At 59.5% G+C, this 22967-nt stretch carries 20 protein-coding genes and 1 tRNA gene; 10 read left to right on the top strand and 11 right to left on the bottom strand.

The genetic code is table 11. From position 1 onward, the window contains the following. Positions 1-143 precede the first annotated feature (143 nt). Entirely contained in the window at positions 144-596 is a 453-nt protein-coding gene (locus tag ACIK7D_RS10010) for a hypothetical protein (RefSeq protein ID WP_003522824.1), read from the bottom strand. A gap of 444 nt (positions 597-1040) precedes the next feature. Here ACIK7D_RS10010 and ACIK7D_RS10015 point away from each other — a divergent pair, with 444 nt between their 5' ends. Then, a complete protein-coding gene (locus tag ACIK7D_RS10015; protein ID WP_003522825.1) occupies positions 1041-1673 on the top strand; it encodes an outer membrane protein in 633 nt (210 codons plus the stop codon). 211 nt (positions 1674-1884) lie between these two features. After that, positions 1885-2256, top strand: coding sequence for a hypothetical protein (locus ACIK7D_RS10020; protein WP_400156208.1), 372 nt, complete (start codon positions 1885-1887; stop codon positions 2254-2256). Positions 2257-2430: 174 nt separating this feature from the next. Here the strand turns inward: ACIK7D_RS10020 and ACIK7D_RS10025 are convergent. Further along, positions 2431-2506: transfer RNA gene (locus ACIK7D_RS10025), tRNA-Ile, on the bottom strand. A gap of 180 nt (positions 2507-2686) precedes the next feature. Between ACIK7D_RS10025 and ACIK7D_RS10030 the strand changes: the two genes are divergently transcribed. Further along, complete coding sequence (locus ACIK7D_RS10030; RefSeq protein ID WP_127757296.1) at positions 2687-3430, top strand: SIMPL domain-containing protein; 744 nt, start codon at positions 2687-2689, stop codon at positions 3428-3430. Between the two features lie 183 nt (positions 3431-3613). Here ACIK7D_RS10030 and ACIK7D_RS10035 read toward each other — a convergent pair whose 3' ends face one another. Both ACIK7D_RS10035 and ACIK7D_RS10040 read right to left on the bottom strand, forming a co-directional pair. Further along, a complete protein-coding gene (locus ACIK7D_RS10035; RefSeq protein WP_003522828.1) occupies positions 3614-3949 on the bottom strand; it encodes a hypothetical protein in 336 nt (111 codons plus the stop codon). Between the two features lie 151 nt (positions 3950-4100). Beyond that, positions 4101-4523 (bottom strand): secondary thiamine-phosphate synthase enzyme YjbQ, encoded by a 423-nt coding sequence (locus ACIK7D_RS10040; protein ID WP_400156209.1) that lies wholly within the window; start codon positions 4521-4523, stop codon positions 4101-4103. A gap of 253 nt (positions 4524-4776) precedes the next feature. Here ACIK7D_RS10040 and ACIK7D_RS10045 point away from each other — a divergent pair, with 253 nt between their 5' ends. After that, positions 4777-7329: an HWE histidine kinase domain-containing protein gene (locus ACIK7D_RS10045; protein WP_400156210.1), complete on the top strand. Its 2553-nt coding sequence runs from the start codon at positions 4777-4779 to the stop codon at positions 7327-7329. A 27-nt stretch (positions 7330-7356) separates the two neighbouring features. Here the strand turns inward: ACIK7D_RS10045 and ACIK7D_RS10050 are convergent, their stop codons facing one another. The 3 genes from ACIK7D_RS10050 to dnaG form a co-directional block, all read right to left on the bottom strand. Further along, complete coding sequence (locus ACIK7D_RS10050; RefSeq protein WP_170985849.1) at positions 7357-8277, bottom strand: DUF930 domain-containing protein; 921 nt, start codon at positions 8275-8277, stop codon at positions 7357-7359. Between the two features lie 196 nt (positions 8278-8473). Then, positions 8474-10528 carry an RNA polymerase sigma factor RpoD gene (rpoD, locus tag ACIK7D_RS10055; protein ID WP_003494761.1) on the bottom strand — a complete coding sequence of 685 codons (2055 nt, stop codon included), beginning with the start codon at positions 10526-10528 and terminating at the stop codon, positions 8474-8476. A 393-nt stretch (positions 10529-10921) separates the two neighbouring features. Further along, on the bottom strand, positions 10922-12907 hold the full coding sequence (dnaG, locus tag ACIK7D_RS10060) for a DNA primase (RefSeq protein WP_127757300.1): 1986 nt from the start codon (positions 12905-12907) through the stop codon (positions 10922-10924). A 174-nt stretch (positions 12908-13081) separates the two neighbouring features. Here dnaG and ACIK7D_RS10065 point away from each other — a divergent pair, with 174 nt between their 5' ends. After that, the gene (locus tag ACIK7D_RS10065; RefSeq protein ID WP_127757301.1) at positions 13082-13375 is read left to right on the top strand and encodes a BrnT family toxin; all 294 of its coding nucleotides are present in this window, start codon (positions 13082-13084) and stop codon (positions 13373-13375) included. Next, positions 13338-13667, top strand: coding sequence for a BrnA antitoxin family protein (locus tag ACIK7D_RS10070; RefSeq protein ID WP_127757302.1), 330 nt, complete (start codon positions 13338-13340; stop codon positions 13665-13667). The genes ACIK7D_RS10065 and ACIK7D_RS10070 overlap by 38 nt, the downstream gene beginning before the upstream one ends. A gap of 282 nt (positions 13668-13949) precedes the next feature. On the opposite strand, the gene ACIK7D_RS10075 is transcribed toward ACIK7D_RS10070, so the two are convergent. Continuing rightward, positions 13950-14402 carry a GatB/YqeY domain-containing protein gene (locus tag ACIK7D_RS10075; RefSeq protein ID WP_127757303.1) on the bottom strand — a complete coding sequence of 151 codons (453 nt, stop codon included), beginning with the start codon at positions 14400-14402 and terminating at the stop codon, positions 13950-13952. Between the two features lie 335 nt (positions 14403-14737). Here ACIK7D_RS10075 and carA point away from each other — a divergent pair, with 335 nt between their 5' ends. After that, positions 14738-15943 (top strand): glutamine-hydrolyzing carbamoyl-phosphate synthase small subunit, encoded by a 1206-nt coding sequence (gene carA, locus ACIK7D_RS10080; RefSeq protein WP_003522834.1) that lies wholly within the window; start codon positions 14738-14740, stop codon positions 15941-15943. A 38-nt stretch (positions 15944-15981) separates the two neighbouring features. On the opposite strand, the gene ACIK7D_RS10085 is transcribed toward carA, so the two are convergent. Continuing rightward, positions 15982-17379, bottom strand: a complete 1398-nt coding sequence (locus ACIK7D_RS10085) for an MATE family efflux transporter (RefSeq protein ID WP_080816355.1) — start codon at positions 17377-17379, stop codon at positions 15982-15984. Positions 17380-17708: 329 nt separating this feature from the next. Between ACIK7D_RS10085 and ACIK7D_RS10090 the strand changes: the two genes are divergently transcribed. Continuing rightward, positions 17709-19799, top strand: a complete 2091-nt coding sequence (locus ACIK7D_RS10090) for a methyl-accepting chemotaxis protein (RefSeq protein ID WP_127757305.1) — start codon at positions 17709-17711, stop codon at positions 19797-19799. A gap of 290 nt (positions 19800-20089) precedes the next feature. Next, positions 20090-20569 carry a DUF2938 domain-containing protein gene (locus ACIK7D_RS10095; protein ID WP_400156211.1) on the top strand — a complete coding sequence of 160 codons (480 nt, stop codon included), beginning with the start codon at positions 20090-20092 and terminating at the stop codon, positions 20567-20569. Positions 20570-20609: 40 nt separating this feature from the next. On the opposite strand, the gene ACIK7D_RS10100 is transcribed toward ACIK7D_RS10095, so the two are convergent. Next, positions 20610-21542 (bottom strand): neutral zinc metallopeptidase, encoded by a 933-nt coding sequence (locus tag ACIK7D_RS10100; protein ID WP_400156212.1) that lies wholly within the window; start codon positions 21540-21542, stop codon positions 20610-20612. A gap of 99 nt (positions 21543-21641) precedes the next feature. Next, positions 21642-22028 (bottom strand): DUF2306 domain-containing protein, encoded by a 387-nt coding sequence (locus ACIK7D_RS10105; RefSeq protein ID WP_400156213.1) that lies wholly within the window; start codon positions 22026-22028, stop codon positions 21642-21644. Between the two features lie 92 nt (positions 22029-22120). Between ACIK7D_RS10105 and ACIK7D_RS10110 the strand changes: the two genes are divergently transcribed. Next, on the top strand, positions 22121-22942 hold the full coding sequence (locus tag ACIK7D_RS10110; protein WP_400156214.1) for a LytTR family DNA-binding domain-containing protein: 822 nt from the start codon (positions 22121-22123) through the stop codon (positions 22940-22942). Positions 22943-22967 lie beyond the last annotated feature (25 nt).

Below are 22967 nucleotides of genomic sequence, written 5' to 3' on the forward strand. Positions count from 1 at the left end.
CGACTGGCCGAGCCGGTTCCGTTGCGGACGATGGCAATTCACCCATCCACCCGAAACCGCTGTGATGCAGGGATTTTCCGGCCGCCGCTCACCGGCGCGAAAATTTTCAAAATGCCGTGATAACCGGCAGCCGCACGAACCGCTCAGTCGAATTCCGCGGAAATGACGGTGACACGCCATTCCAGCCGTTGCGGCTCCACCCTTTCATTGTTGCGCATCCGGAACGCCCGGCAGGCCGAGAAAGTCTCCCCGGCCTCGATCCGTCTTTCGCTCACCTGATAGGGATCGAAGGAAACGGAGGCACGGAAGGCCGGTTCGAACCCTTCGAGCGTATAGGTCAGCCGCTGTACGGCGACATTATTGTCGTTGCGGAAGCTGACACGGATCGGCAATGCCGCATCCGGGCAGGCCGCATCGAATCCGGCGCTCGCGACGATATGGTCAAGCCGCTGGTTGCCGCGCCACCAGTCATAAATCACAAAGGCGGCGGTGGCCGTCCAGATCAGCAACAGGCAGATGACAACAGATTTGAGATGCCGCGGAAATGCAATGAGGGTGAGAAGAAGAATGGCGCTGAGAACGGCTCCGACAATCACGTCGCCCCTCCTCCGCTAAAATAAAGCCTCATGCGATCTCATCCTCCCATGCCCTTTCCGCCCGCAACGATCCCCCTCACAGGGAAGCCGCAACGGTGTAGTCTCAACCGCAGCTCATGCCGCCGGCAATGCAGCGAAAAGCATCGGCACCGCCATAGTCTACCACAACTCTATGGTCGCGCCCTGTGCTGTCAAGACAACCAAGCGTGACGTCGGCCGGCCGCCCTGCCGGACTTTTGACGAAACGGCGAAGGGAACCAAACACGGCCAAAGACGTTCGCCGCATCAGAACAGCATGGCGGGGCGATAAAAAGCCGCGATCCGGGGCAAGACGGCCAGCAAAGCCGGGAGGACACGAGCACCTCTTGGAACCGCCGAACCCCGACCCATATTAAAAGCAGCTAATCTATGCTATGGATGTCAGTCAGCTCAGGGAGAAAAACGATGAAAACGCTGATCGTAACGTCACTCCTGGCCCTGTCGGCCAGCACCGCAATGGCCGCGGATGCCGTCTACGAAACGCCCGCACCTCCGGTCGCGCAGGAAACCCTGCCGGTCTTCACCTGGTCTGGCCCCTATCTTGGTATTCAAGGCGGCGCGGGCTGGGCGAATGGCGATTTTTCGGCGGGCGGTCCGGTCGCCTCGGATAATTTCGACGGCGGCATTCTGGGCGCCTTCGTGGGTTACAATTACCAGTTCGACAATAATCTGGTCCTCGGCATCGAAGGCGATGTCGATTATAACTGGAACGACAATGACTATGCGGGCACCGAAATCGGCACCGACTGGCAGGGCTCCGTTCGCGGCCGTGTGGGCTATGCCTTCGACCATGCCCTGCTCTATGCCACCGCCGGCTGGACCGCGACACGCGGCTTCATCGAAACGCCCGGCGCCGGCAAGGACAGCACCACTTTCAACGGCTATACCGTTGGCGCGGGTCTGGACTATGCCTTCACCGACAATGTGTTCGGCAGGCTGGAATATCGCTACAACGATTATAGCGACAAGGACATCTTCGGCATCAACACCGATGTCGACCAGCACACTGTGAAGGTCGGTCTCGGCGTGAAGTTCTGATCGCGACCAATCGATTTCGACAAAAAGCCCGGCCATACGCCGGGCTTTTCCGTTACTGAAAGTCTGAACCGGCTTGAATTCTTACATTCTGAAATCAGAAAAATATGAACTGTGCTGAAATGGAATATTCACAGGCCGTTCACCCGTCCCGTGCCATGATCCGGGCATAATGAGCCTCTATCTCCCGAAGCAGGCTTATGGAGTAGCCCCGATGAAAAAGATAATTCTTTCCACTATTGCCGCGCTGGTCGCCACAGGCAGCATTTTTGCATCCTATGGCACCGCTGCCGCGCAGGACTATCCCTATCGCCCGCGCTATGACCGTAGCTACGACCGCGGCGGCCCACCCCCGCCGCCCTATCGCGAACACCGCCGCCACAATGACGGCGCAGCGATTGCCGGCGGCCTCGCCGCAGGCGTCATCGGCGGCCTGATCGGCGGCGCCATCGCCAACAGCAATAACGGCCCGCGCTACTACGAGCCGCCACCGCCGCCCCGCCCGCGCTGCTGGTTCGAAGACCGCCGCGTTCCCAATTCCTATGACGGCGGCTGGCATACGGAAAGTATGCGGGTTTGTAACTGACATTAAAGTTTTCTCGATCCGGCTTGCCCCATCGGCACGCCGGATCGGCTCCGACGCATTCATTCCGCAGCCGGAATTTGCCATCGGCATAGCAGAGATCACGCCTCAGACGTGACAGAAGCGCGCTCGCGAAGAGCCGCAAAACATCACAAGCAATTGATTTTTAAAGTAAAATGGTGGGCCCGGAGGGACTCGAACCCCCAACCAAGCGGTTATGAGCCGCCGGCTCTAACCATTGAGCTACAGGCCCCTTTCGGAAAAACCGGTCCGAAACACCGGTTTCGCAATGGCTCGAATCCGGTGGGTCACGCTCTAACGTAATTTTTTGAGCCCGACAAGCCAATGATGCTTTCGCAAAGCAGTGCCGCCGTATTAGCTACACAATCTAAGGCAATACCCTTCAAAGGGACTCAATCAACGAGGAAACACCATGAAGACAAAAACGGCCCGCCTTTTCGCACTCACCGCAATGACCGCAGCAGCCATGATGCCGCTCGCGGCCCAGGTGTCTGCGCAGGAGGCTACCCCGCGCGAAGCCACCATCAGTGTTTCCGGTGAAGGCCAGTCGGCCATTGCCCCCGACATGGCGATCCTGTCCTTCAGCGTCGTCAAGCAGGCGGAGACCGCGGCTGCGGCGCTGACCGAAAACTCCAAGGCGCTTGCCGATGTTCTGAAGGCGCTGAAAGAGGCCGCCATCGAGGACCGCGACCTGCAGACCAGCAATTTCTCGGTGCAGCCGCTCTACAAGCACTATGAACCCAAGGATGGCGTCTATGTCGCGCCCGAGATCACCGGCTATCAGGTGTCCAACGGCCTGACCGTGCGGGTGCGCGACCTGAAGAAGCTCGGCACGATCCTCGATACATCCGTCAAGCTCGGCATCAACCAGGGCGGCGACATTACCTTCACCAATGACAAGCCCGAAGCGACGGTGACCGAAGCCCGCAAGCTGGCCGTTGCCGATGCTCTGGCCAAGGCGAAAACGCTGACGGAAGCGGCAGGCGTGAAGCTTGGCCGGGTCATTCAGATCAGCGAAAACTCGCAACGCCCGATGCCGGTACCGGCGGGCATGATGCGCGCTTCGATGATGAAGGAAGCCGACAGCGTTCCGATCGCTTCGGGTGAGAACAACTACAGCGTGGTGGTCAACGTCACCTTCGCTCTCGAGCAATAAGATCGACGGCGGGCGGCGCCCAGGCGCCGCTCCTGCCCCATCTTGCGTTCACCCGTCGCATAACCCGAAATGAAATGCCCCTCGCCTGCCTTTCCGGACAAGCGAGGGGCATTTTTGATCCATCTACCGTACGGGGATATCGGCAGATCGATAAGGTCGCCGCTGTTAGCGGCGGATGACATATTAGCGGCGGATGACCGGGCAGCCGCGCTCATTGGCGAAAACGACGCGGTCACGGCCGCGACGGTCGAAGCCTGCAACCACGACACGGCGCGGCGATACATCAACGACGCGGGCGCGGCGAAGGCCCATGCGGCTCGCTTTTTCTTCCGCCAGCCAGGGCGCGCAGCCACGGCGCGGGCGATCCGGGCGACCCCAGCCGGGGCGATGGCCATAGCCATCCTGAACCTGAACTCTGAACTGAACGTCCGAGCCTGCGGAAGCCGCCGGCGCAGTAAAGGAAATTCCACCGAGGGCGATGAGGGCAGCCAGGCCGGCTTTTGCGAAGGTGCTGAACATGAACTCACTCCGTTTGTTGCTTTGCCGACAGGGGAACATCCCCCGGCGATTGACGAGACCCTAGACCCGCCCGCCTGAATATCAGCAGAACCGAATGTTCAGCAGGCGTTCAGGGAGGTTAACGCGGAACTACTCAATCCGGATCCAGCTATCACGGCGAGATATGCAGCACGATTTCGCGCCGATGCGGCTCATCGCGGTGTTCGAAAAGATAAAGGCCCTGCCAGGTGCCGAGCACGAGCCTGCCGTCGCTGATCGGCACGCCGATGGAGACCGTGGTGAGCGCCGATTTGATATGGGCAGGCATATCGTCGGGGCCCTCGAGCGTGTGGATGATCCAGCGCATGGAAGGATCGTCCGAAGGCGGCACGAGACGGGAGAAAAACACCGTGAGATCGCGCCGCACATCGGGATCGGCATTTTCCTGGATAAGCAGCGAGCAGGATGTGTGGCGGACGAAGATCGTCAGCAGTCCTTCTTCCACGCCGGCGTGGCTGACGAATGCCTTGGCTTCGGATGTGAATTCATAAAGACCCTGCCCCTGGGTGGCGACGATCATTTTTCTCTGCGGCACATTTTTTCCTTCAACGGGTTGGAACAAAATCGGCGCTGCCGACGTTTCAGCATGTCAAATTGTATCCGATGACGTAAGGGATACGACAATTGCGTGACGACGGCTTATAAAAGCAGAACGGAAAACCGGCGTCACGGTTGCAAAAAACGGGGAAGGGTTGGCACTATCAGAATGAATTATTCAAGCTTACCCGTTCCTCGACGAACAGAACATTCCCCGTACAAGACAGGCACAGGGTGCGAAAGACTTATTCATGGCCCCCAGTGACTATCATGTCGACCTGACCAATTGCGACCGCGAACCCATCCACATCCCAGGCTATATTCAACCGCACGGCTGTCTCATCGCCTGCGATAACGCCATGCGCATGGTGCTGCGGCATTCTGAAAACTGCCGCGAACTGCTCGGCGTCGAAGGCGATATCAATGGCAGGACCGCCGAGGAGGTGCTCGGCAAAAAGCTCGTCCACGATCTTCGCAATGCGCTCACCGTCACCGGCAGAACCACGCGCCCCGCCATGCTGCCCGCCATGGAAATGAGCGACGGCCGCAGTTTCGATATTTCCCTGCACCGCTACAAATCCACCACGATCATTGAATTCGAGCCCTCCCGCAGCGAAACGCAGCCGCTCGGCACCGCGCGCAAGATGGTGGACCGCATCCGCGAGGCGGACAGTGTCGAAAGCCTGATCTCCAGAACGACGCGGCTGATAAAGGCGACGCTCGGTTACGACCGGGTGATGATCTATCGTTTCGAGGAAGACGGCGCCGGCAAGGTCGTGTCGGAAGCGAAGCAGCCGGAGCTGGAGAGCTTTCTCGGTCAATATTTCCCCGCCAGCGACATACCCCAGCAGGCCCGCGCGCTCTATCTCAAGAATACATTGCGCATCATCTCCGATGCCAGTGGCGCCCGGGTTTCCGTCCTGCCGGCGCTCGACGCATCGGGCGAACCTCTCGATATGTCCTTTGCCCATCTGCGCAGCGTCTCGCCCATCCATTGCGAATATCTTCGCAACATGGGTGTTGCGGCTTCCATGTCGATTTCGGTGATTGTCGACGGGGCGCTCTGGGGCCTGATCGCCTGCCATCATTATTCCCCGCGCGTGCTGACCATGCCGGTCCGGATCGCCGCTGAAATGTTCGGAGAGTTTTTCTCCATGCATTTGCAGGTTCTGAAACAGAAGCGCAGGCTCGATACTGTCCACCATGCCCATGCCGCGCTTGACCGCTTCCTTCGGCTTGCCGCCCATCACGCCAACATCGAAGAACTGCTGATCGACAGCTTTCAGGATTTTGCCGATCTGATGCCCTGCGATGGCGTCGGCCTGTGGGTGGGAAACAACTGGCACGGCCATGGCGCAACGCCGCCGCATGACGCCATTCCAAGGCTGGCGCGCTTCGTCGCCTCAACGTCGGAAGGTAAGGTCTGGGCGACGCACGCGCTGTCGCAGGCCATACCGGAGGCCGAAATCTATGCCGGCACGGCAGCTGGAATGCTCGCCATCCCGCTGTCGCAGGTGAAAAACGACTACCTGCTGTTTTTCCGCAAGGAGATCGTGCAAAACCTGAACTGGGCTGGCAATCCGGAAAAATCCTACGAGACCGGCCCGATGGGCGACCGCCTTACCCCGCGCAAGAGCTTTGCGATCTGGAAAGAGACGGTTCGCCTGCAGGCGCAGCCCTGGTCGGAAGCCGACCGGGAGATCGCGGAGGCGGCGAGGATCGCGCTGGTCGAGGTGGCATTCCACCACAGTGAGCTGATGGCGGGCGAAAGAGAACGCGCGGAAGTGCGCCAGCGCATGTTGAACGAGGAGCTAAACCACCGCGTCAAGAATGTTCTGGCCATCATCAAATCGCTGGTCGGCAATCCCTCGCAGGAGGGCAAGACCCTGCAGGAATATGTGACAGCGCTGAAGGGCCGCATTCAGGCATTGTCCTTTGCCCATGACCAGATCATTCGCGGTGAAGGCGGCGGTGCGCTTCGCGATCTTCTGGATGCCGAACTGTCGCCGCATCGCTCGCCGGAAACCGTTGTGAAACTGACCGGCCCGCAGGTGACGCTCGATTCGCGCGCTTTCTCCGTCATGGCTCTTGTTCTGCATGAGCTGGCGACGAACGCCGCCAAATATGGCGCGCTTTCGCAAAATGGCGGGCAATTGCATGTGCGCTGGACCATCAACGAGAACCGCGATTGCGAGATTGAGTGGCGCGAAATCCTGCCCACCAAACTGCCCCCGCCATCGCGCGCGGGCTTCGGCACAGCACTCATCAGCCGCAGCATCCCATACGATCTCGGCGGACGCAGCACGTTACGCTATTTGCCTGATGGGCTGGAGGCGGAAATTCTCCTGCCCTCCCGTCACGTTTCCTCGGCCACGGCAGTCGCCGACACGCAAACCGAAGATGAAACCGCGCCGCAGCCCAGACGCTATAACCGGGAGGAGCCGTTGAAAGTATTACTCGTCGAAGACCAGATGCTGATCGCCATGGATGTCGAGAACATGCTGGAAGACAACGGCATCAAGGCAATCGAAACGGCAACCTCGTCGGCAATGGCCATTGAAAAATTGAAGACATATGTGCCGGATGTCGCCATTCTCGACATCAATCTCGGCTCAGATACCTCGATCCCCGTCGCCCGCGAACTCCACCGCCGCGGCGTCCCCTTCCTCTTCGCCACCGGTTATGCGGATGGCAGCATGGTGCCGGATGAATTCGGCACCGTGCCGGTGATCAGGAAGCCCTATGATGAGGATGCGCTGATGGCAGGCATTGGGCTGCTGGTGGGGGATGCGGAACGGGTTTAGGAGACCAATGATTGGGAAAACCCACCCTCACTGAAATCTCGTAAAGCCCCGCTTTTTCGCGTCTTCCGGGCTGACCTCATTTCCGATTTTAAACCGGAATTCCGTCACCGTGTAATTTTCCAGATCGACTTCGCACTGGAACGAGACGTCATGCCAGCCATTGCCCGTGTTGAACGCGCCGCCGGAAGCATCGATCGAATTACCGGAAATCCTACCGCCCGTGTCCGAATAGGGGATCATGCCCCTGGCGGCAAATCCCGCCCCCTGAATCTGGGCCAGGGCTTCGGTACTGCAAAGCTGAACGACGCGGCGACGCGGTGGCAGATCGCCAAACATCTGGCGTCTCTGCGCCGGTGACAGCATGGACGAAGACAGGAGGTTTTTAGCCGCCGGAAGTTTCGCGGGCTTCTTTTCCGTCACTTCCGCCGGCTTTTCCTCAGCCGGCTTGGCCTGCGGCACAGGCGGCTGATCGGGCTGCGCTTCTTCCTTCACGGGTGAAACCGCGATCTCCCCCTGTGCGGCGGAAGCCTGAAGATCGCTGTTGGCGGCAGGAGCTGCGGGCTTTTCCTCAGCCGTTTTTTCAGGCTGGCTTGCAGGCTCCTCGGAAGGCTCGATCTTTTCCGCTTCCTCCGTCTTGCCCGGCTTGTCCTCAGGGTCCGCCTGCGTTTCCTCGGGCCTCATGGCGATGGCCGGCAACGTCGCCTGCGGCTGCGGCAAAGGTTTTGCCTCTTCCGCCGGAGGAGCGGGCGGCGGCGGTGGGGGTTGCGGCTTTTCCTCTTTCGCCTTCTCTTCACCCGGCGGCGGGGCCTCTTCCGCCTTTTTCTCCTCGGGCGGCGACACGAGATCGACGCTGATGCTTTCCGGCTCCTGCGGCTCGGCTATCCGCTCCGGCAGCTCGAAAAAGAAAAGCGCGACGACGGCAAGATGCAGCAGCACGGAGACGGGCACAGCCCATCCTCCCCTCCGCCATTTGCCTGCCGAAATCTGTTGCATCTCATCGAACCAAATCGAGCCCGGGCTTATCCAGCAAAAGCGGAACGCCTGTTTTCACACATAAGGCTTGTCGCAGAGTTCGCCAGTGCGGGAAACAAAAAACCCGGCCAGCGCTGACTGACCGGGTTCAATTTTAAAGGAAGCGGAACGCTTAGCTGTCGAGGAAGCTGCGGAGCTTTCGCGACCGGCTCGGATGCTTCAGCTTGCGCAGCGCCTTCGCTTCGATCTGACGAATACGTTCGCGCGTGACCGAGAACTGCTGGCCGACTTCTTCCAGCGTATGGTCCGTGTTCATGCCGATGCCGAAGCGCATGCGCAGAACGCGCTCTTCACGCGGCGTCAGCGAAGCCAGAACGCGGGTTGTCGTCTCGCGCAGGTTCGCCTGAATGGCGGCGTCGATAGGCAGCAGCGCATTCTTGTCCTCGATGAAGTCGCCGAGATGCGAATCCTCTTCGTCGCCCACGGGGGTTTCGAGCGAAATCGGCTCCTTGGCGATCTTCAGAACCTTGCGCACCTTTTCCAGCGGCATGGCCAGCTTCTCGGCCAGCTCTTCCGGGGTCGGCTCGCGGCCGATCTCGTGCAGCATCTGGCGCGAGGTGCGAACGATCTTGTTGATCGTTTCGATCATATGCACCGGAATACGGATCGTGCGGGCCTGGTCGGCAATCGAACGGGTGATTGCCTGCCTGATCCACCAGGTCGCATAGGTCGAGAACTTGTAACCGCGACGGTATTCGAACTTGTCGACCGCCTTCATCAGGCCGATATTGCCTTCCTGAATGAGATCGAGGAACTGCAGGCCACGGTTGGTGTATTTCTTCGCAATCGAGATCACCAGACGCAGGTTGGCCTCGACCATCTCCTTCTTGGCGATGCGCGCTTCGCGCTCGCCCTTCTGCACCATCGAAACGATGCGGCGGAATTCGGCGATGGAAATGCCGGTTTCCGTGGAGAGGTTCTGGATTTCCTGACGAATCTCGCGGATCGTGTTGCTTTCCTCGCGAGCGAATTCCTTCCAGCCGCGGGCGGCCAGATTGGCAATCGACTTCATCCAGTTCGGATCGAGTTCCGCACCGTGATACTGCTCAAGGAAGCTGTCGCGCTTGACGCCATAGGATTCGGCAAGGCGCAGCAGGCGGCCTTCATTCTGCATCAGGCGCTTGGAAATGTCGTAGAGCTGCTCGACGAGGCTGTCGATACGGTTCTGGTTCAGCGACAGCGACTTGACGGCCGTGATCAGCTGATCCTTCAATTCCTTGTAACGGCGTTCCTGACCGGAAGACAGGGTGCCGGTGCAGGCAAGGCGCGCCTCAACCTGCTGATCCTGAAGCTTGCGCAGCTTCTTGTAGGTGTCGGCAATGGTGTCGAGCGTTTCCATGACCTGCGGGCGCAGTTCGGCTTCCATCGCGGCAAGCGAAAGATTGGACTCGTCGTCGTCCTCTTCTTCCTCTTCCGGGGGAAGGCCATCGCCGCCGACGTCCGTCACATCCTCATCGCCGGTCGGCGCGCGCAGCTTGCGGGTCTTTTCCTTCTCTTCGGCGGCCTTGCGGTCCGCCTCGATCTTTTCCGGGCTCTGGAACTGGGGAGCCGCCTTGGCTTCAGGACCGGAATAGGTGGTTTCGAGATCGATGATCTCGCGCAGCAGCGTCGTGCCTTCGTTCAGTTCGTCGCGCCAGATGATCAGCGCCTGGAACGTCAGCGGGCTCTCGCACAGGCCGGAAATCATCGTTTCGCGGCCGGCCTCGATGCGCTTGGCGATGGCGATTTCGCCTTCGCGCGACAGAAGCTCCACGGAACCCATTTCGCGCAGATACATGCGCACCGGGTCGTCGGTACGATCGGTCGGTTCTTTCTTCTTGGCGGTTGCAAGCGCAGTTCCGCCGGAAGGCGCAAGTTCGCCGCCTTCGGACTCTTCGCCGTCGGAATCGCTGTCGTCGTCGCTCGCGGTCGCTTCCTCGGCGTCTTCGTCCTCGATGACGTTGATGCCCATGTCGGACAGCATCGCCATCGTGTCTTCGATCTGCTCGGAGGTCACCTCTTCGGACGGCAGGACGGAATTCAGCTCGTCCATCGTCACATAGCCGCGCTTCTTGGCGGCCTTGATCATTTTCTTGACCGCGTCATCCGAAAGGTCGAGAAGCGGGCCGTCCGTCGCACCGTCGCGTTCGTTTTCTGCTTCTTCGTTTTCTTTGACTTTGGTTGCCATCTATCTCGTCGCTTTCCCTGACGCTAACACCTGTTCCGCAGCATCGCCGTCCGCCCCTTGAGCATCCGGCGCATTGCCGCGAATCACTGTCAGACACCTAACGGAGTGATCTTTAATTGCCGATTAACCACGGCAGCCTCAGGCAGAATGCAAAGACAGTGCACCCGGAAATGCTTGCTCATGCAATTTCTATCCGCCAAGGCTCATTCCACCTTACTTTTCCTGAAATGGTGATTCCCGCTATTTCCCGCCCCGTCAAGCCTTTGAGGGCGAGACAGCCAAGGAAATTCTTAAAAAGAGCCGCATTTTGCGGGTTATCACCAGACTATCCCCTATTTAGGACGCCTGCCGCAAAAGGCAACCCCAAACACCTTTCAATTCTGCCGACCGCCCTCAGCCATGGCCGACGGCCGGCCCCTTCACCCGGCCGGACATGACCCCGAAACCATCGATTATCGCCTCCTGATTTTCCATACGGCCGATTTCCAGCTGCACTTCGGCCAGCGCCCGCACCAGCAATGTACCGCGTTCGTCATCCGTCGCCTCGGCGATTTCCCGCTCGAGTTCCTTTTTCTGCCAGAGCAGGGATTTCGTCCTCTTATGCAGGGAAAGCGCCTGCACGTAACCCTCGCGCGCATCCTCCATCGCCGCCTGCTCCGTCGCCGTCCACAGGCGGGCATTGCGAACCTGCTGATCCATGGCCTTCAAAAGCACCTCGAAACCCTGCTGCGACAGGCGCTCGATCAGCCCTGCCCGCGAAATCTCCGCCGCACTTTCCGCCGCATAGGTCAGCACCGTCGACCACAGGCGCTGCAGATCGCGGTTCTCGTAGTCGATGGCGGCAATCTCGTCATATTCCTCGAGCAGCAATTCGGGATGGTTGACGATAGTGATGGCAAGAACGCTTTCCCGGAGAGAAGGCTTTGTCTGATAGCCCCTGACAAGGCCAGACTGCACCAGCCGGTCTGAAATGCTGCTGGCCGGCGCGGCCATCGCCCCGCCCCGTCCCGGCACATTGCGCTGGAAGCCGCGTCCCGCCGGCTGCGCGCCGTTGCGGCGGAAATTGCCGTTCTGAGCCCCGCTTTGCTGAAAACGCGGCTGGAAAAAGCCGTTCAGCCTGTCGCGCATATCCTGCTGGTAAAAACGGCGCACCGTCTCGTCGCCGATCACGGCCACGATCTGCCGCAACCGGCTTTCAAGCTGCGCGCGTTTTTCCGGCGTATCGAAAGTGACGCCGGAGGTCTCGCGGCTCCAGATCATCGCGGCCAGCGGCTTGGCTTCAGACAGCACCCGGTCGAAAGGTGCACGTCCCTCCAACCGCACGAGATCGTCCGGGTCCTTTCCGTCAGGCAGAAGCGCGAAGCTGACAGAACGATCCGGCTTGATATGCGGCAGGGCAAGATCGGCCGCACGGTTGGCGGCGCGAATGCCGGCGCCATCGCCATCGAAGCAGAGAACCGGCTGCGGCGACATTTTCCAGAGAAGGTCGAGCTGGCTTTCCGTCAGCGCCGTGCCGAGCGGCGCGACGGCATTTTCCACACCCGCCTGATAGAGCGCGATGACATCCATATAACCTTCGACGGCGATGACCGAACCGCCGGCCGCCTGCGAGGCGCGCCGGGCGCGGGCGAAATTGTAGAGAACATTGCCCTTGTGAAAGAGCTCCGTTTCGTTGGAGTTCAGATATTTCGCCACCGCATCCGCGGCCATCGCACGGCCGCCGAAAGCGATCACCTTTTCCCGCGACGACAGGATCGGGAACATGATGCGGTCGCGGAAGCGGTCGTAGGAGACCGGCACATTCTCATGCACCACCAGCCCGCAGGCCTCCATCTGTTCCTTCGTCACGCCCTTGCTCGCCAGATGCTCTTTCAGCGCATTGCGGCTATCGGGCGCATAACCCAGTCGGAAAGTCTCGATGGTGCGCCCGGTCAACCCGCGATCGCGCAGATAAGCCCGCGCCCGCGCACCGAGCGCGGTCTGTAACTGGTCCTGAAAGAACAGCGTCGCCATTTCCATGACGTCCTGAAGCGAGGTGCGCTCACGCTCGCGCCTTTCCGCCTGCGGATCGGGCTGCGGCATGGAAATGCCGGCCATATCGGCAATCTGCTGCACGGCCTCCGGAAAACTCAGGCCCTCAAGCTCGGTCAGAAAGCGAAAGTGATCGCCGGAAACGCCGCAACCGAAGCAATGATAGCGCCCCTTGCGGTCCTCGCAGTGAAAGCTCGGGCTTTTCTCGCCATGGAAAGGGCAGCAGGCCCAATAATCCCCGCGCGACGTGTTGGTCTTCTTCTTGTCCCAGGACACACGTCGGCCGATCACATCGGAGATGTTCACGCGGTCGCGTATCTCATCGAGGAAAGAATTGGAAAAGCGCATGGGTTACCTATTCGAGGCCAGTCTTTCATATAAGCGCAGAAAAGCCGCAATACAAAACGGGCAGGTAAATAATACCCACTATTCACAGGCGGTGTTGACATTGATGTATATACAGATGAACATACAAAAGTGGCGCATGAGGGCCTTTGAAGTGGAACCCGTTTCAGGCTGCTCATGGACATTGTGACGAAAGATTTCATTTCCTTTGAATGGGATGAAAACAAGCGGCAGATTAATATTCAGAAGCACGGCATCGACTTTCCACGGGCGGCGCGGGCGCTTTCGCAACCCCATCTGGAAAGTCGCTCCGATCAAAACGGGGAAAGTCGTATTCTGGCGATATGCCCGGATACAGACGATCTCATCGCCATCATTTATACGATGCGGGGCGAGGTTTGCCGGATCATATCAGCAAGGGCGACGAGGAAAAATGAGCGAAGAACGTATCGTCAGATATTCTCCGGATGAAATCCGCAAAAAGATCGCCAAGGGCGAAGATGGAACCGACTGGGCGCGCGTCGACGCCATGACCGACGAGGACATCGAACGCGCCACACGTGACGACCCGGACTGGGCGGGCTTTGAGGATATCGACTGGTCAAAGGCTGAGGTGGTTTTCCCCACAGCCAAACAATCCATTTCCATCCGTGTCGATCAGGACGTCGTGGACTTTTTCAAGTCCACCGGCAAAGGATATCAGACACGTATGAACGCCGTTCTGCGCCATTATGTGCATGAACAGAAAAAGCGGCAGGGTTGAAGACAGCAAATCGCCATTGCGCCTGCTTCGGGCAAATTTATGGCACCGCAGCATCACCAAAAATTATGTTTTTGTAATTTGAGCAAGCCGAAGCGGCGATGTAAAAACATCAGCGAAGGCAGCAATTGACCTCCGTATAATCTGCCGACGCCCGCAGGCACGTCCCCCGAAAAAAGCCTGTGAAGGATCGCATTTTGATCCGCCGGAATGCGTTTTCGTCGACAGAAAAAAGGCAGGGCAGCCCACATCTGCCCTGCCTTTACTTTTTAAGGATGCCCGAACTTACTTCAGCAAATCCTTGACGACGCCGGAAGCCTTGGCGAAGTCGATCTGACCGGGATAACGCTCCTTCAGCGCATTCATGCACTTGCCCATGTCGCGCAGGCCCGAGGCGCCGGTCTCGGTGATGACGGCCTGGCAGAGTTCGCGCACCTTCTCGGCCGGGATTTCTTCCGGCATGAATTCCTTGATGATGACGATTTCCTCGCGCTCCTGAGCGGCAAGCTCGGGGCGGCCGGCGCCTTCATAGATGGTGGCGGATTCTTCCCGCTGCTTCACCATCTTCGTCAGGATCTGCATGATATCCTCATCGCTGACGGGGTCCTTGCCCACGCCGCGATTGGCGATATCGCGATCCTTGATGGCGGTCTGGATGAGGCGCACGGTCGAGGTGCGGCGTGCATCGCGAGCCTTCAATGCGTCCTTCAAAGCGTTTGCGAACGTGTCGCGCATCATTTTTCTTCTCCTTGGGAAAGCGCTTTCCGCAGCTTCTCGATACGGAAACTTTCCACCTCATTTTGCGAAACGACATAAACGAGCAGACACGCTCAAGCAAATCAAATGCATAAGACCTTGAAAATACGGTGGTTTAATTCCACGTAAATCTTGGCCCTGCGGTTGACCGCTTGGGCTGCTTTCGTTATTTTCCGGCACCTGCACGAGATTTTAACGAAGGGTCGGAACGCGAGCTTTATCGCGCGCCCCTTTATGTCACGAAGCCTGCGACAAAAATGGCCCCTTACCCCCTGCCTTTCAAGAGGCGGGGTGCGAAGCGGCAGAAACGGAACGAGATGACCGAGACAGCGCCCTGGACTACCCGCAAACCGACCGCAATGCTTGTTCTTGCCGATGGCACGGTGATTGAAGGAACGGGCATCGGCGCAACCGGCAAGGTTCAGGCCGAAGTCTGCTTCAACACGGCGCTGACCGGTTACGAGGAAATCCTGACGGACCCTTCCTATCTCGGCCAGATCGTTACCTTCACCTTCCCGCATATCGGCAATGTCGGCACCAATGAGGAAGACATCGAAGACCTGACGCCCGCCGCCCGTCGCGGCGCCGTCGGCGTCATCTTCAAGGCCGATATCACCGATCCGTCGAACTTCCGCGCCGCCAAGCATCTCGATGCCTGGCTGAAGGCCCGCGGCGTCATCGGCCTTTGCGGCATCGACACCCGCGCGCTCACCGCATGGATCCGCGAAAACGGCGCGCCGAACGCGGTCATCGCCCATGACCCGAACGGCGTCTTCGACATCGAAGCGCTGAAGGCAGAAGCCAAGGCCTGGAGCGGCCTCGTCGGTCTCGATCTCGCCATCGAAGCGACCTCCGGCCAGTCCTCCACCTGGACGGAAACGCCGTGGGTCTGGAACAAGGGTTACGGCACGCTCGGCGAAGCCGATGCCAAGTACCACGTCGTCTGCGTGGATTTCGGCGTCAAGCGCAACATCCTGCGCCTCTTTGCCGGTCTGGATTGCAAGGTCACGGTCGTTCCGGCCCAGACGTCGGCCGAAGACATTCTGGCGCTGAAGCCGGATGGCGTGTTCCTGTCCAACGGCCCGGGAGACCCGGCCGCGACGGGCGAATATGCCGTGCCGGTCATCCAGAACCTCATCAAGAGCGAGCTGCCGATCTTCGGCATCTGCCTCGGCCACCAGATGCTCGGTCTCGCCGTCGGCGCAAAGACCGAGAAGATGCACCAGGGCCACCACGGCGCCAACCACCCGGTCAAGGACTTCACCACCGGCAAGGTTGAAATCGTCTCCATGAACCATGGCTTTGCGGTCGACACCAAGTCGCTGCCCGAAGGCGTCGAAGAGACCCATATCTCGCTGTTCGATGGCACCAATTGCGGCCTGCGCATCGTCGGCAAGCCGGTCTTCTCCGTCCAGCACCACCCGGAAGCATCGCCCGGCCCGCAGGACAGCCACTATCTCTTCCGCCGCTTCGTCAACCTGCTGCGCGAGAGACAAGGCGAGGCAGCGCTCGCCGAGCGCTGATACCTCGTAAAATCAGGAAAGATTGTACGGCCCGCTTTTCAGCGGGCCGTTTGCATTTCACGCTTCACCAGAAGGACGAAGCGGATGGTGAGCAGAACGGCCGCCGTCGAAAGGCCGATCACGAAACCGAACCAGACGCCGCGCCCGCCAAAGCCGAGCGGAAAGGCCATGGTCCAGGCAAGCGCCAGCCCGATCGGCCAATAGGAAATCAGCGCCAGCATCGCCGGAATGCGCGCATCCTTCAATCCGCGCAGCAGGCCCGCCGTCACGGCCTGAATGCCATCGACCAGCTGGAAGATGCCGGCGATCACCACCAGGCTGCTGGCATAGGCGAGCACTTCCGCCGCCTCTGGCAATTTTGCATCCAAGAACCATTTCGCCAGAAATTCCGGCACGGCCGCAAACAGAATGCCGCCGCAAATGGCAATGCCGCAGGCAATCGCATAGACCATGATGGAGGCGCGGATGAGGTTCTTGAAGTCCCCCTGACCGCGGGCGATGCCCACCCGCACGGTCGCCGCCTGCGACAGCCCGAGCGGAATCATGAAGGCGATGGAGGCGAGCTGCAGGGCGATGCCGTGCGCCGCAAGCTGCACGGTGCCGATCTGCCCCATCAGGATCGAAGCGGCGGCGAAGAGCGTCACTTCGGCAAGGATGGTGATGCTGATCGGCAGACCGAGGCGCAGCACTTCGAAGAGCGCATGCCAGTCCGGCCGCCAGAAACGCACGAACAGCTCGTATTTCCTGGTTTCCTCCCGCGTCTGCACATAGGCGACGATGAAGATGAAGCTGAAGGCATTGACGATGACGGCAACGACGGCAGCACCGTTCATGCCCATGGCCGGCAATCCGAAATGGCCGAACACCAGCGCATAGGCGAGCACGCCGTTCATCACCAGCATGATGATGGTGACATAAAGAATGATGCCGGCGCGCCCGATGGCGCTGACGAGCCCGCGCAGGACATAAAACAGCAGCGCCGGCAAAAGGCCGAACTTGGCGATGGCGAGATAATGACCGGTCAGCGCCGCCACATTGGGGTTCTGCCCAAGAGAAATGAGAATGCGCTCGGCATTGAAGAAGATCGGCAGGGCGAGCACCCAATAGGCGATCGCCACCCACATGCCCATGCGCAGCGAGCGACGGGCCGCCGTCGCGTCTCCCTGCCCGTAGGCCTGCGCTACCATCGGCACCACGGCCACGGAAAAGCCGGAGCCGAAAATGAAGACGACGAAGAAGAACTGGCCGGCCAGCACCATGGCCGCCAGCTTTTCAGCGCCAAGCTGTCCGACGATGACCATATCCGTTGTATGGATGCCAAGCTGTGCGAGCTGCGCACCGATGAGCGGAATTCCCAGCGCAAGCGTAGCCTGAAAATGCGAAAACCACGACCCCGATCCGGACGGAACGGTTTCTGCAACAACCGACGAAGACATTGTAATTCACCTGAACTTTGGCCGTTGCCCGCGAATTGCGCAACGGCAGCATGGTGATGAATAAAATATTCCCTTCCTGCACGCAACCTTTGCGGATGAGTGATCAAAATTTACGCAAACGAATGGCCCCGCGCCGGCCTCGGCGTAAACGACATGACATAAGATAAATTTAGCTGAATTTTACCATTCCGCTTTATTCATTAGAACATCGCGTAGTTCTTTTAAATCACAAGCTGCATGATGCAGAATATTCCCGCCTTTCTGGCATGTCTTTCCCACCATTTCACAAGATGAGCCGAACGGTACATCCTGTTCCAAGGACGTGTAGCTTGCCCAAAAAAACCAATCTCATGACACGCATCCTCTTTGCGGCGTCTTCGCTTGTCGTCGCCGCCTTTGCCGGTTTTTCCTTCTACATCGACAGCCTTCAGCACCGCGTCACGACGGAAGCGGTTGCGGAAAATATCGATTCTTCCGGCAAGCAGGCCGCGCAAAGCATCGCCAACTGGCTGAATGGCCGCATCATGCTGACGGAAACAGTGGCAAAGACGCTTGCCAAGCTTCCCGAGGAAGAGGCGAAGCTGCGGTTTCTGGAAAACGACGTTCTGACCGCGCAGTTCATGTCGACCTATTTCGGCAATGCCGAAACGGGAAGCTTCACCACCTTCCCCAAAACGCCGCTGCCGGAAGGATATGACCCGCGCAAGCGTCCGTGGTATCTGGATGCGGTCAAGGCCGGCAAGACGGTTCTGACCGAACCCTATAACGACGCCTCAACCGGCGGGCTCATCATCACCGCCGCCATTCCCGTCTCCATCGATGGCAAGCTGGCCGGCGTGACGGGCAGCGACTTCTCGCTCAATTCGCTGGTCAACATGATCAAGTCGGTGGATGCCGGCACGGACGGATATGCGTTCCTCGTCAGCAAGGACGGCAAGATCCTTATTCACCCCGATCCGAAATTCGTCGACAAGCCGCTGACCGATCTCTTCAAGGTCAATGCGCCGGCCATTTCCTCCGCCATTTCGCAGACGGAAATCGACGGCAAGGGCAAGATCGCCAGCTTCATTCCGGTTGCCGGCCTGCCCTCGGTCGACTGGTATCTCGGCTTTGTCGTTGATTCCGATGTTGCCTATGGCGCCATTGGCCAGTTCCGCCTGGCGGCGACCATCGCCACAATTCTCGCCGCCGCGATCATGATCGGTCTTTTGGCCACCGTGCTGTCCCGCTTCATCGTTCGCCCGGTGACGCAGATGACGTCAGCCATGGAAGGCCTCGCATCCGGCAATCTCGAGGTCGCGATTCCGGGTCAGGAGCGCACCGACCAGATCGGCTCCATGGCCGCAGCCGTCGCCGTGTTCCGGTCGAACGCCATGGAACGCCTGCGCCTCGAGGGCGATGCCGAAGAAAACCGCACACTTTCCGAACGGGAGCGCAGCGAGCGCGAAAGACTGGCGGCAAAGGACGCCGCCGACATCCAGTTCGCGGTCGATTCGCTCGCCCGTGGATTGGCGCATCTTTCCGATGGCGACCTCAACTACCGCATCGACACGCCCTTCGTGACACGCATCGACCGCCTGCGCGATGATTTCAACAATTCCGTCGCCAAGCTGAACGCAGCGCTCAGCACCGTCGGCCAGAACGCCCGCGCCATCGACGCCGGCGCCGGCGAAATCCGTCAGTCCGCCGACGATCTGGCGCGGCGCACCGAGCAGCAGGCCGCTTCCGTGGAAGAGACCGCGGCGGCGCTTGAGGAAATCACCACCACGGTCAAGGATTCCGCCCGCCGTGCGGAAGAAGTGGGCCGTCTGGTCGACCGCGCCCGCAACAATGCCGAACAGTCCGGCGTCATCGTCGAAGATGCGGTGCGCGCCATGGAGGGCATCGAAAAATCGTCGTCCGAGATCAGCAACATCATCGGCGTGATCGACGAAATCGCCTTCCAGACCAACCTTCTGGCGCTGAATGCCGGCGTGGAAGCTGCGCGTGCGGGTGAAGCCGGCAAGGGTTTTGCCGTCGTCGCCCAGGAAGTGCGCGAGCTTGCCCAGCGCTCCGCCAATGCGGCGAAGGAGATCAAGACGCTGATCAACGCCTCGACATCGCAGGTGCAGTCCGGCGTCGATCTCGTCGGCAATGCCGGCAAAGCGCTGGAAACCATCGTCCGCGAAGTGCAGGAGATCAATCGCCACATCGACGCCATCGTGACGTCGTCGCGCGAACAGTCAACCGGACTTCAGGAAATCAACACCGCCATCAACACCATCGATCAGGGCACGCAGCAGAATGCCGCCATGGTCGAGGAGCAGACGGCCGCAAGCCACGGGCTCGCCTCGGAAGCGGCGGCGCTCAACGAGCTGCTCGCGCAATTCCAGCTTGCCACGGCAACGCGGCGGCAGGCGGAATATGGGCGGGCTGCTTAGGGGAACCGCTTGCTCGTTAGGTGGAGGCAAAGCATACAAACCCCGTCACCCCGGACTAGATCCGGGGTCCAGCGCGATCAAGTCCTTGATCGCGAAAGACTCATTTCCTCACGGCGCAGACGCGCCGTGGCTGGATGCCGGATCAAGTCCGGCATGACGGAGGAAAGGTTTCAACCTCTTTCATGGCCGGACCGATCCGGCCATTTTTATTTGCCGCGCGAACGATACCCCGTTCTCTCTACCGGCCCGATCCGCTAGAGCTTGATCAATCATGATATGTGGAGGGATTTATGCTGGAACTGATTTGGCGCGGCATTGCCATGGGCATTGGCGGCACCGTGTTTATGGATATATGGGCGATTGTGCTGCACCGGTTTTTCGGCCAGTCAGCACCGAACTGGGCGCCGGTCGGCCGCTGGTTCTGGCATGTGCCGAAAGGCACGATTTTTCACGACAGCATCGCCACGGCCGCACCTTACGAGCATGAACTGGCGCTCGGCTGGATTTCGCATTATGCCGTCGGCATCCTCTACGGCATTATTCTGGCACTGGTGGTGCCGGCTGCGTGGTTTGCAAATCCATCCTTCATCCAGCCATGGATCGTCGGCATTGTCACGGTCGGTGCCGGCTGGTTCCTGTTGCAGCCGGGTCTTGGCATCGGCTGGGCGGCATCAAAAACGCCCAATCCCACCAAAGTCCGTATTCTCAACCTCGTGGCCCATACGGTTTTCGCCCTCGGCATGTATGCCGGGGCGCTTTTGATGCGCTAAATGAAAAGGGGGCTGAAAAGCCCCCTCTCCTGTCCGGTTCTCAGATATTCGCCGAGAACGTATCGCAATCTTCGACACGGCCGCTCTGGAAACCGCGCTTGAACCATTCCGCGCGCTGTGCCGAGGTGCCGTGGTTGAAACTGTCAGGCACCACATAGCCCTGGGTCTGCTTCTGCAGCGTATCGTCGCCGATCTGGTGGGCTGCATTCAGCGCTTCCTCGAGGTCGCCGGTTTCGAGAATGCCCTTCTGCTCGGTGAACTTGCCCCAGATGCCGGCATAACAATCGGCCTGAAGCTCGACGCGCACCGACATCTTGTTGGCATCCACCTGGCTCATCGACTGGCGGCGGCGGTTGAACTCCGGCAGAACGCCGGTCAGGTTCTGGATGTGGTGGCCCACCTCATGCGCAATCACATAGGCCTGCGCGAAATCGCCGGCTGCGCCGAAACGCTGGTCCAGTTCCTTGAAGAAGCTGGTGTCGAGATAGACCTTACGGTCGCCCGGGCAATAGAACGGGCCGCTGGCGGCGGAAGCATAACCGCAGGCGGAAGACACCTGACCGGAGAACAGAACCAGCGTCGGCTTCTGATAGGTCTCACCGGCGGACTGGAAAATGCCGCTCCACGTATCTTCCGTCTCGGCCAGTACGGTGCGCACGAAAGCCGTCGTCTCGTCCGACGACTGGCCTTGCGGACGCGTGCCAGCCTGCTGGCCGCTGGATTGCTGCGTGGTGCCGCCGCCATCCAGTGAAATATCGCCGCCCGAAAGCAACGTCAGCGGATTGATGCCAAGCACCCAGCTTATCAGTAGGATGACCAGAATGCCGCCAATACCGATACCGCCGCCGCGCCGCCCGATAGGCACACGCATTCCGCCACGGGAAAAAGGATCGCTACCGCCTGGCCCCGATCCCGCCGACATGCCGCGCCGGTCCTCGATATTGTCCGACTGGCGGCGCCCTCTCCATTCCATGCTATTCTCCCGGCGGATATCGCCTTTAACAAGCTGCCTTATAACGGCACTATAATACATCTTGTTCCGGAAGGAAGCAGAGGCAGTAAACGGAGTCTTTCATGCGGCTCTGCGTCTTTGTTTCAGCACGGTCAGAAACAGGAAGGCAAACAGGAGAGCGCCGAGATAAACGCTCTGCATGATCCGCATATGGCGTCTGATATCGCCGCGGCGGGCGAAATAGATCGATTGCAGACAGCCATATATCGTGAAGGCGGAAAGCAGGTGGATCGGGCTGAAACCGTAAAACATCCTCAATTCATGGATGAAGAACGTCGAGACTGAAGTCGAAGCCATCAGCACCACCCAGATCTTGCCGAGCAGGCGGTGGATGGCGGTTCCCTTCGGACGCAGGAAGATGAAGGCGCCGAGGATGGCCGCAGGCACGACGGTGGCGACATGGAACTGCACGGCAAGCGGTGCGTCTAACAATGGCTGGAGTGACATGGGTGCTGTTTCGGCTCGGTTGAAATCACCGGCAATTTGGGCAAAACATGCCCTCAGGAAAAACGGATTGACGCCAACCGCAGGAAAACTTCGTGGATCACCCATATCTGCAATCCACGCTTCGTGAAATGCACGCCATCCTGCAATCGCGCAGGCTGTGGCTGACGTTTCTCGCCGTGCTGGCGATCTTCATCATGACCGGACCTTTCGGAACGAGCGAAACCATGAGCTTCGCCGACCGGCTGCTTTACTGGACAATCATACAGGGCAGCGCCTGGACATTCGCCATATCCTTTTCCATCATCGCCAACAGCATCCTTGCCGGCAGCATCGAAAATATGCTGACGCGCATGATGATCGGCTCGCTGACTGCCGCCCTGCCGATCGGGCTACTGCTTACCATCACGAACCGGGTCTTTTCAGGCAAGGAAATGGGTTTCGGCCCCTTTCTGCAAAGCAGCCTGTCGTCTCTGCCTCTCTGCGCCATCTTCTGCCTGCTGAGTTATCTCACCGCCTGCCAGTCGCTCGAAACAGCGGCCAATACCGCTACGGACACGGACGAAGATACCAAATGCGAGGTAAAAGGCACCGCGCCGCTGCTGGAGCGGCTGCCGCCGCAAAAGCGCGGAGAATTGCTGCGGCTGTCGGTGCAGGACCATTATACTGAAATCGTCACCACGCGCGGACGCCAACTGGTTCTGCTGCGGTTTTCCGATGCGCTGAAAGAAATAGGCCAGACCGAGGGCTTGCAGGTGCACCGGTCGCACTGGATTGCCGATGCCGACGCCGTCTCGCTGCGCAAACAGGCCGGTCGTCTGCATGTCATTACAAGAGACGGCACGGAAATCCCCGTCAGCCGCTCCTATAGTGCAGCGGTCCAGGCCCGTTTCACCGCACATGCCCCTGCCGGTTAAGAGTTTCTGTCGATTCCGGAATTTA

This window comes from Agrobacterium sp. P15N1-A (assembly GCF_044626815.1).
Lineage (GTDB): Bacteria > Pseudomonadota > Alphaproteobacteria > Rhizobiales > Rhizobiaceae > Agrobacterium > Agrobacterium leguminum.

Bases quoted from the DNA above. Each gene is read 5' to 3' on its own strand.
- ACIK7D_RS10015 (WP_003522825.1), top strand. From the start codon at position 1,041: ATGAAAACGCTGATCGTAACGTCACTCCTGGCCCTGTCGGCCAGCACC.
- ACIK7D_RS10020 (WP_400156208.1), top strand. From the start codon at position 1,885: ATGAAAAAGATAATTCTTTCCACTATTGCCGCGCTGGTCGCCACAGGC.
- ACIK7D_RS10030 (WP_127757296.1), top strand. From the start codon at position 2,687: ATGAAGACAAAAACGGCCCGCCTTTTCGCACTCACCGCAATGACCGCA.
- ACIK7D_RS10035 (WP_003522828.1), bottom strand. From the start codon at position 3,949: ATGTTCAGCACCTTCGCAAAAGCCGGCCTGGCTGCCCTCATCGCCCTC.
- ACIK7D_RS10045 (WP_400156210.1), top strand. From the start codon at position 4,777: ATGGCCCCCAGTGACTATCATGTCGACCTGACCAATTGCGACCGCGAA.
- rpoD (WP_003494761.1), bottom strand. From the start codon at position 10,528: ATGGCAACCAAAGTCAAAGAAAACGAAGAAGCAGAAAACGAACGCGAC.
- dnaG (WP_127757300.1), bottom strand. From the start codon at position 12,907: ATGCGCTTTTCCAATTCTTTCCTCGATGAGATACGCGACCGCGTGAAC.
- ACIK7D_RS10065 (WP_127757301.1), top strand. From the start codon at position 13,082: ATGGACATTGTGACGAAAGATTTCATTTCCTTTGAATGGGATGAAAAC.
- ACIK7D_RS10070 (WP_127757302.1), top strand. From the start codon at position 13,338: ATGAGCGAAGAACGTATCGTCAGATATTCTCCGGATGAAATCCGCAAA.
- ACIK7D_RS10075 (WP_127757303.1), bottom strand. From the start codon at position 14,402: ATGATGCGCGACACGTTCGCAAACGCTTTGAAGGACGCATTGAAGGCT.
- carA (WP_003522834.1), top strand. From the start codon at position 14,738: ATGACCGAGACAGCGCCCTGGACTACCCGCAAACCGACCGCAATGCTT.
- ACIK7D_RS10085 (WP_080816355.1), bottom strand. From the start codon at position 17,379: ATGTCTTCGTCGGTTGTTGCAGAAACCGTTCCGTCCGGATCGGGGTCG.
- ACIK7D_RS10095 (WP_400156211.1), top strand. From the start codon at position 20,090: ATGCTGGAACTGATTTGGCGCGGCATTGCCATGGGCATTGGCGGCACC.
- ACIK7D_RS10100 (WP_400156212.1), bottom strand. From the start codon at position 21,542: ATGGAATGGAGAGGGCGCCGCCAGTCGGACAATATCGAGGACCGGCGC.
- ACIK7D_RS10105 (WP_400156213.1), bottom strand. From the start codon at position 22,028: ATGTCACTCCAGCCATTGTTAGACGCACCGCTTGCCGTGCAGTTCCAT.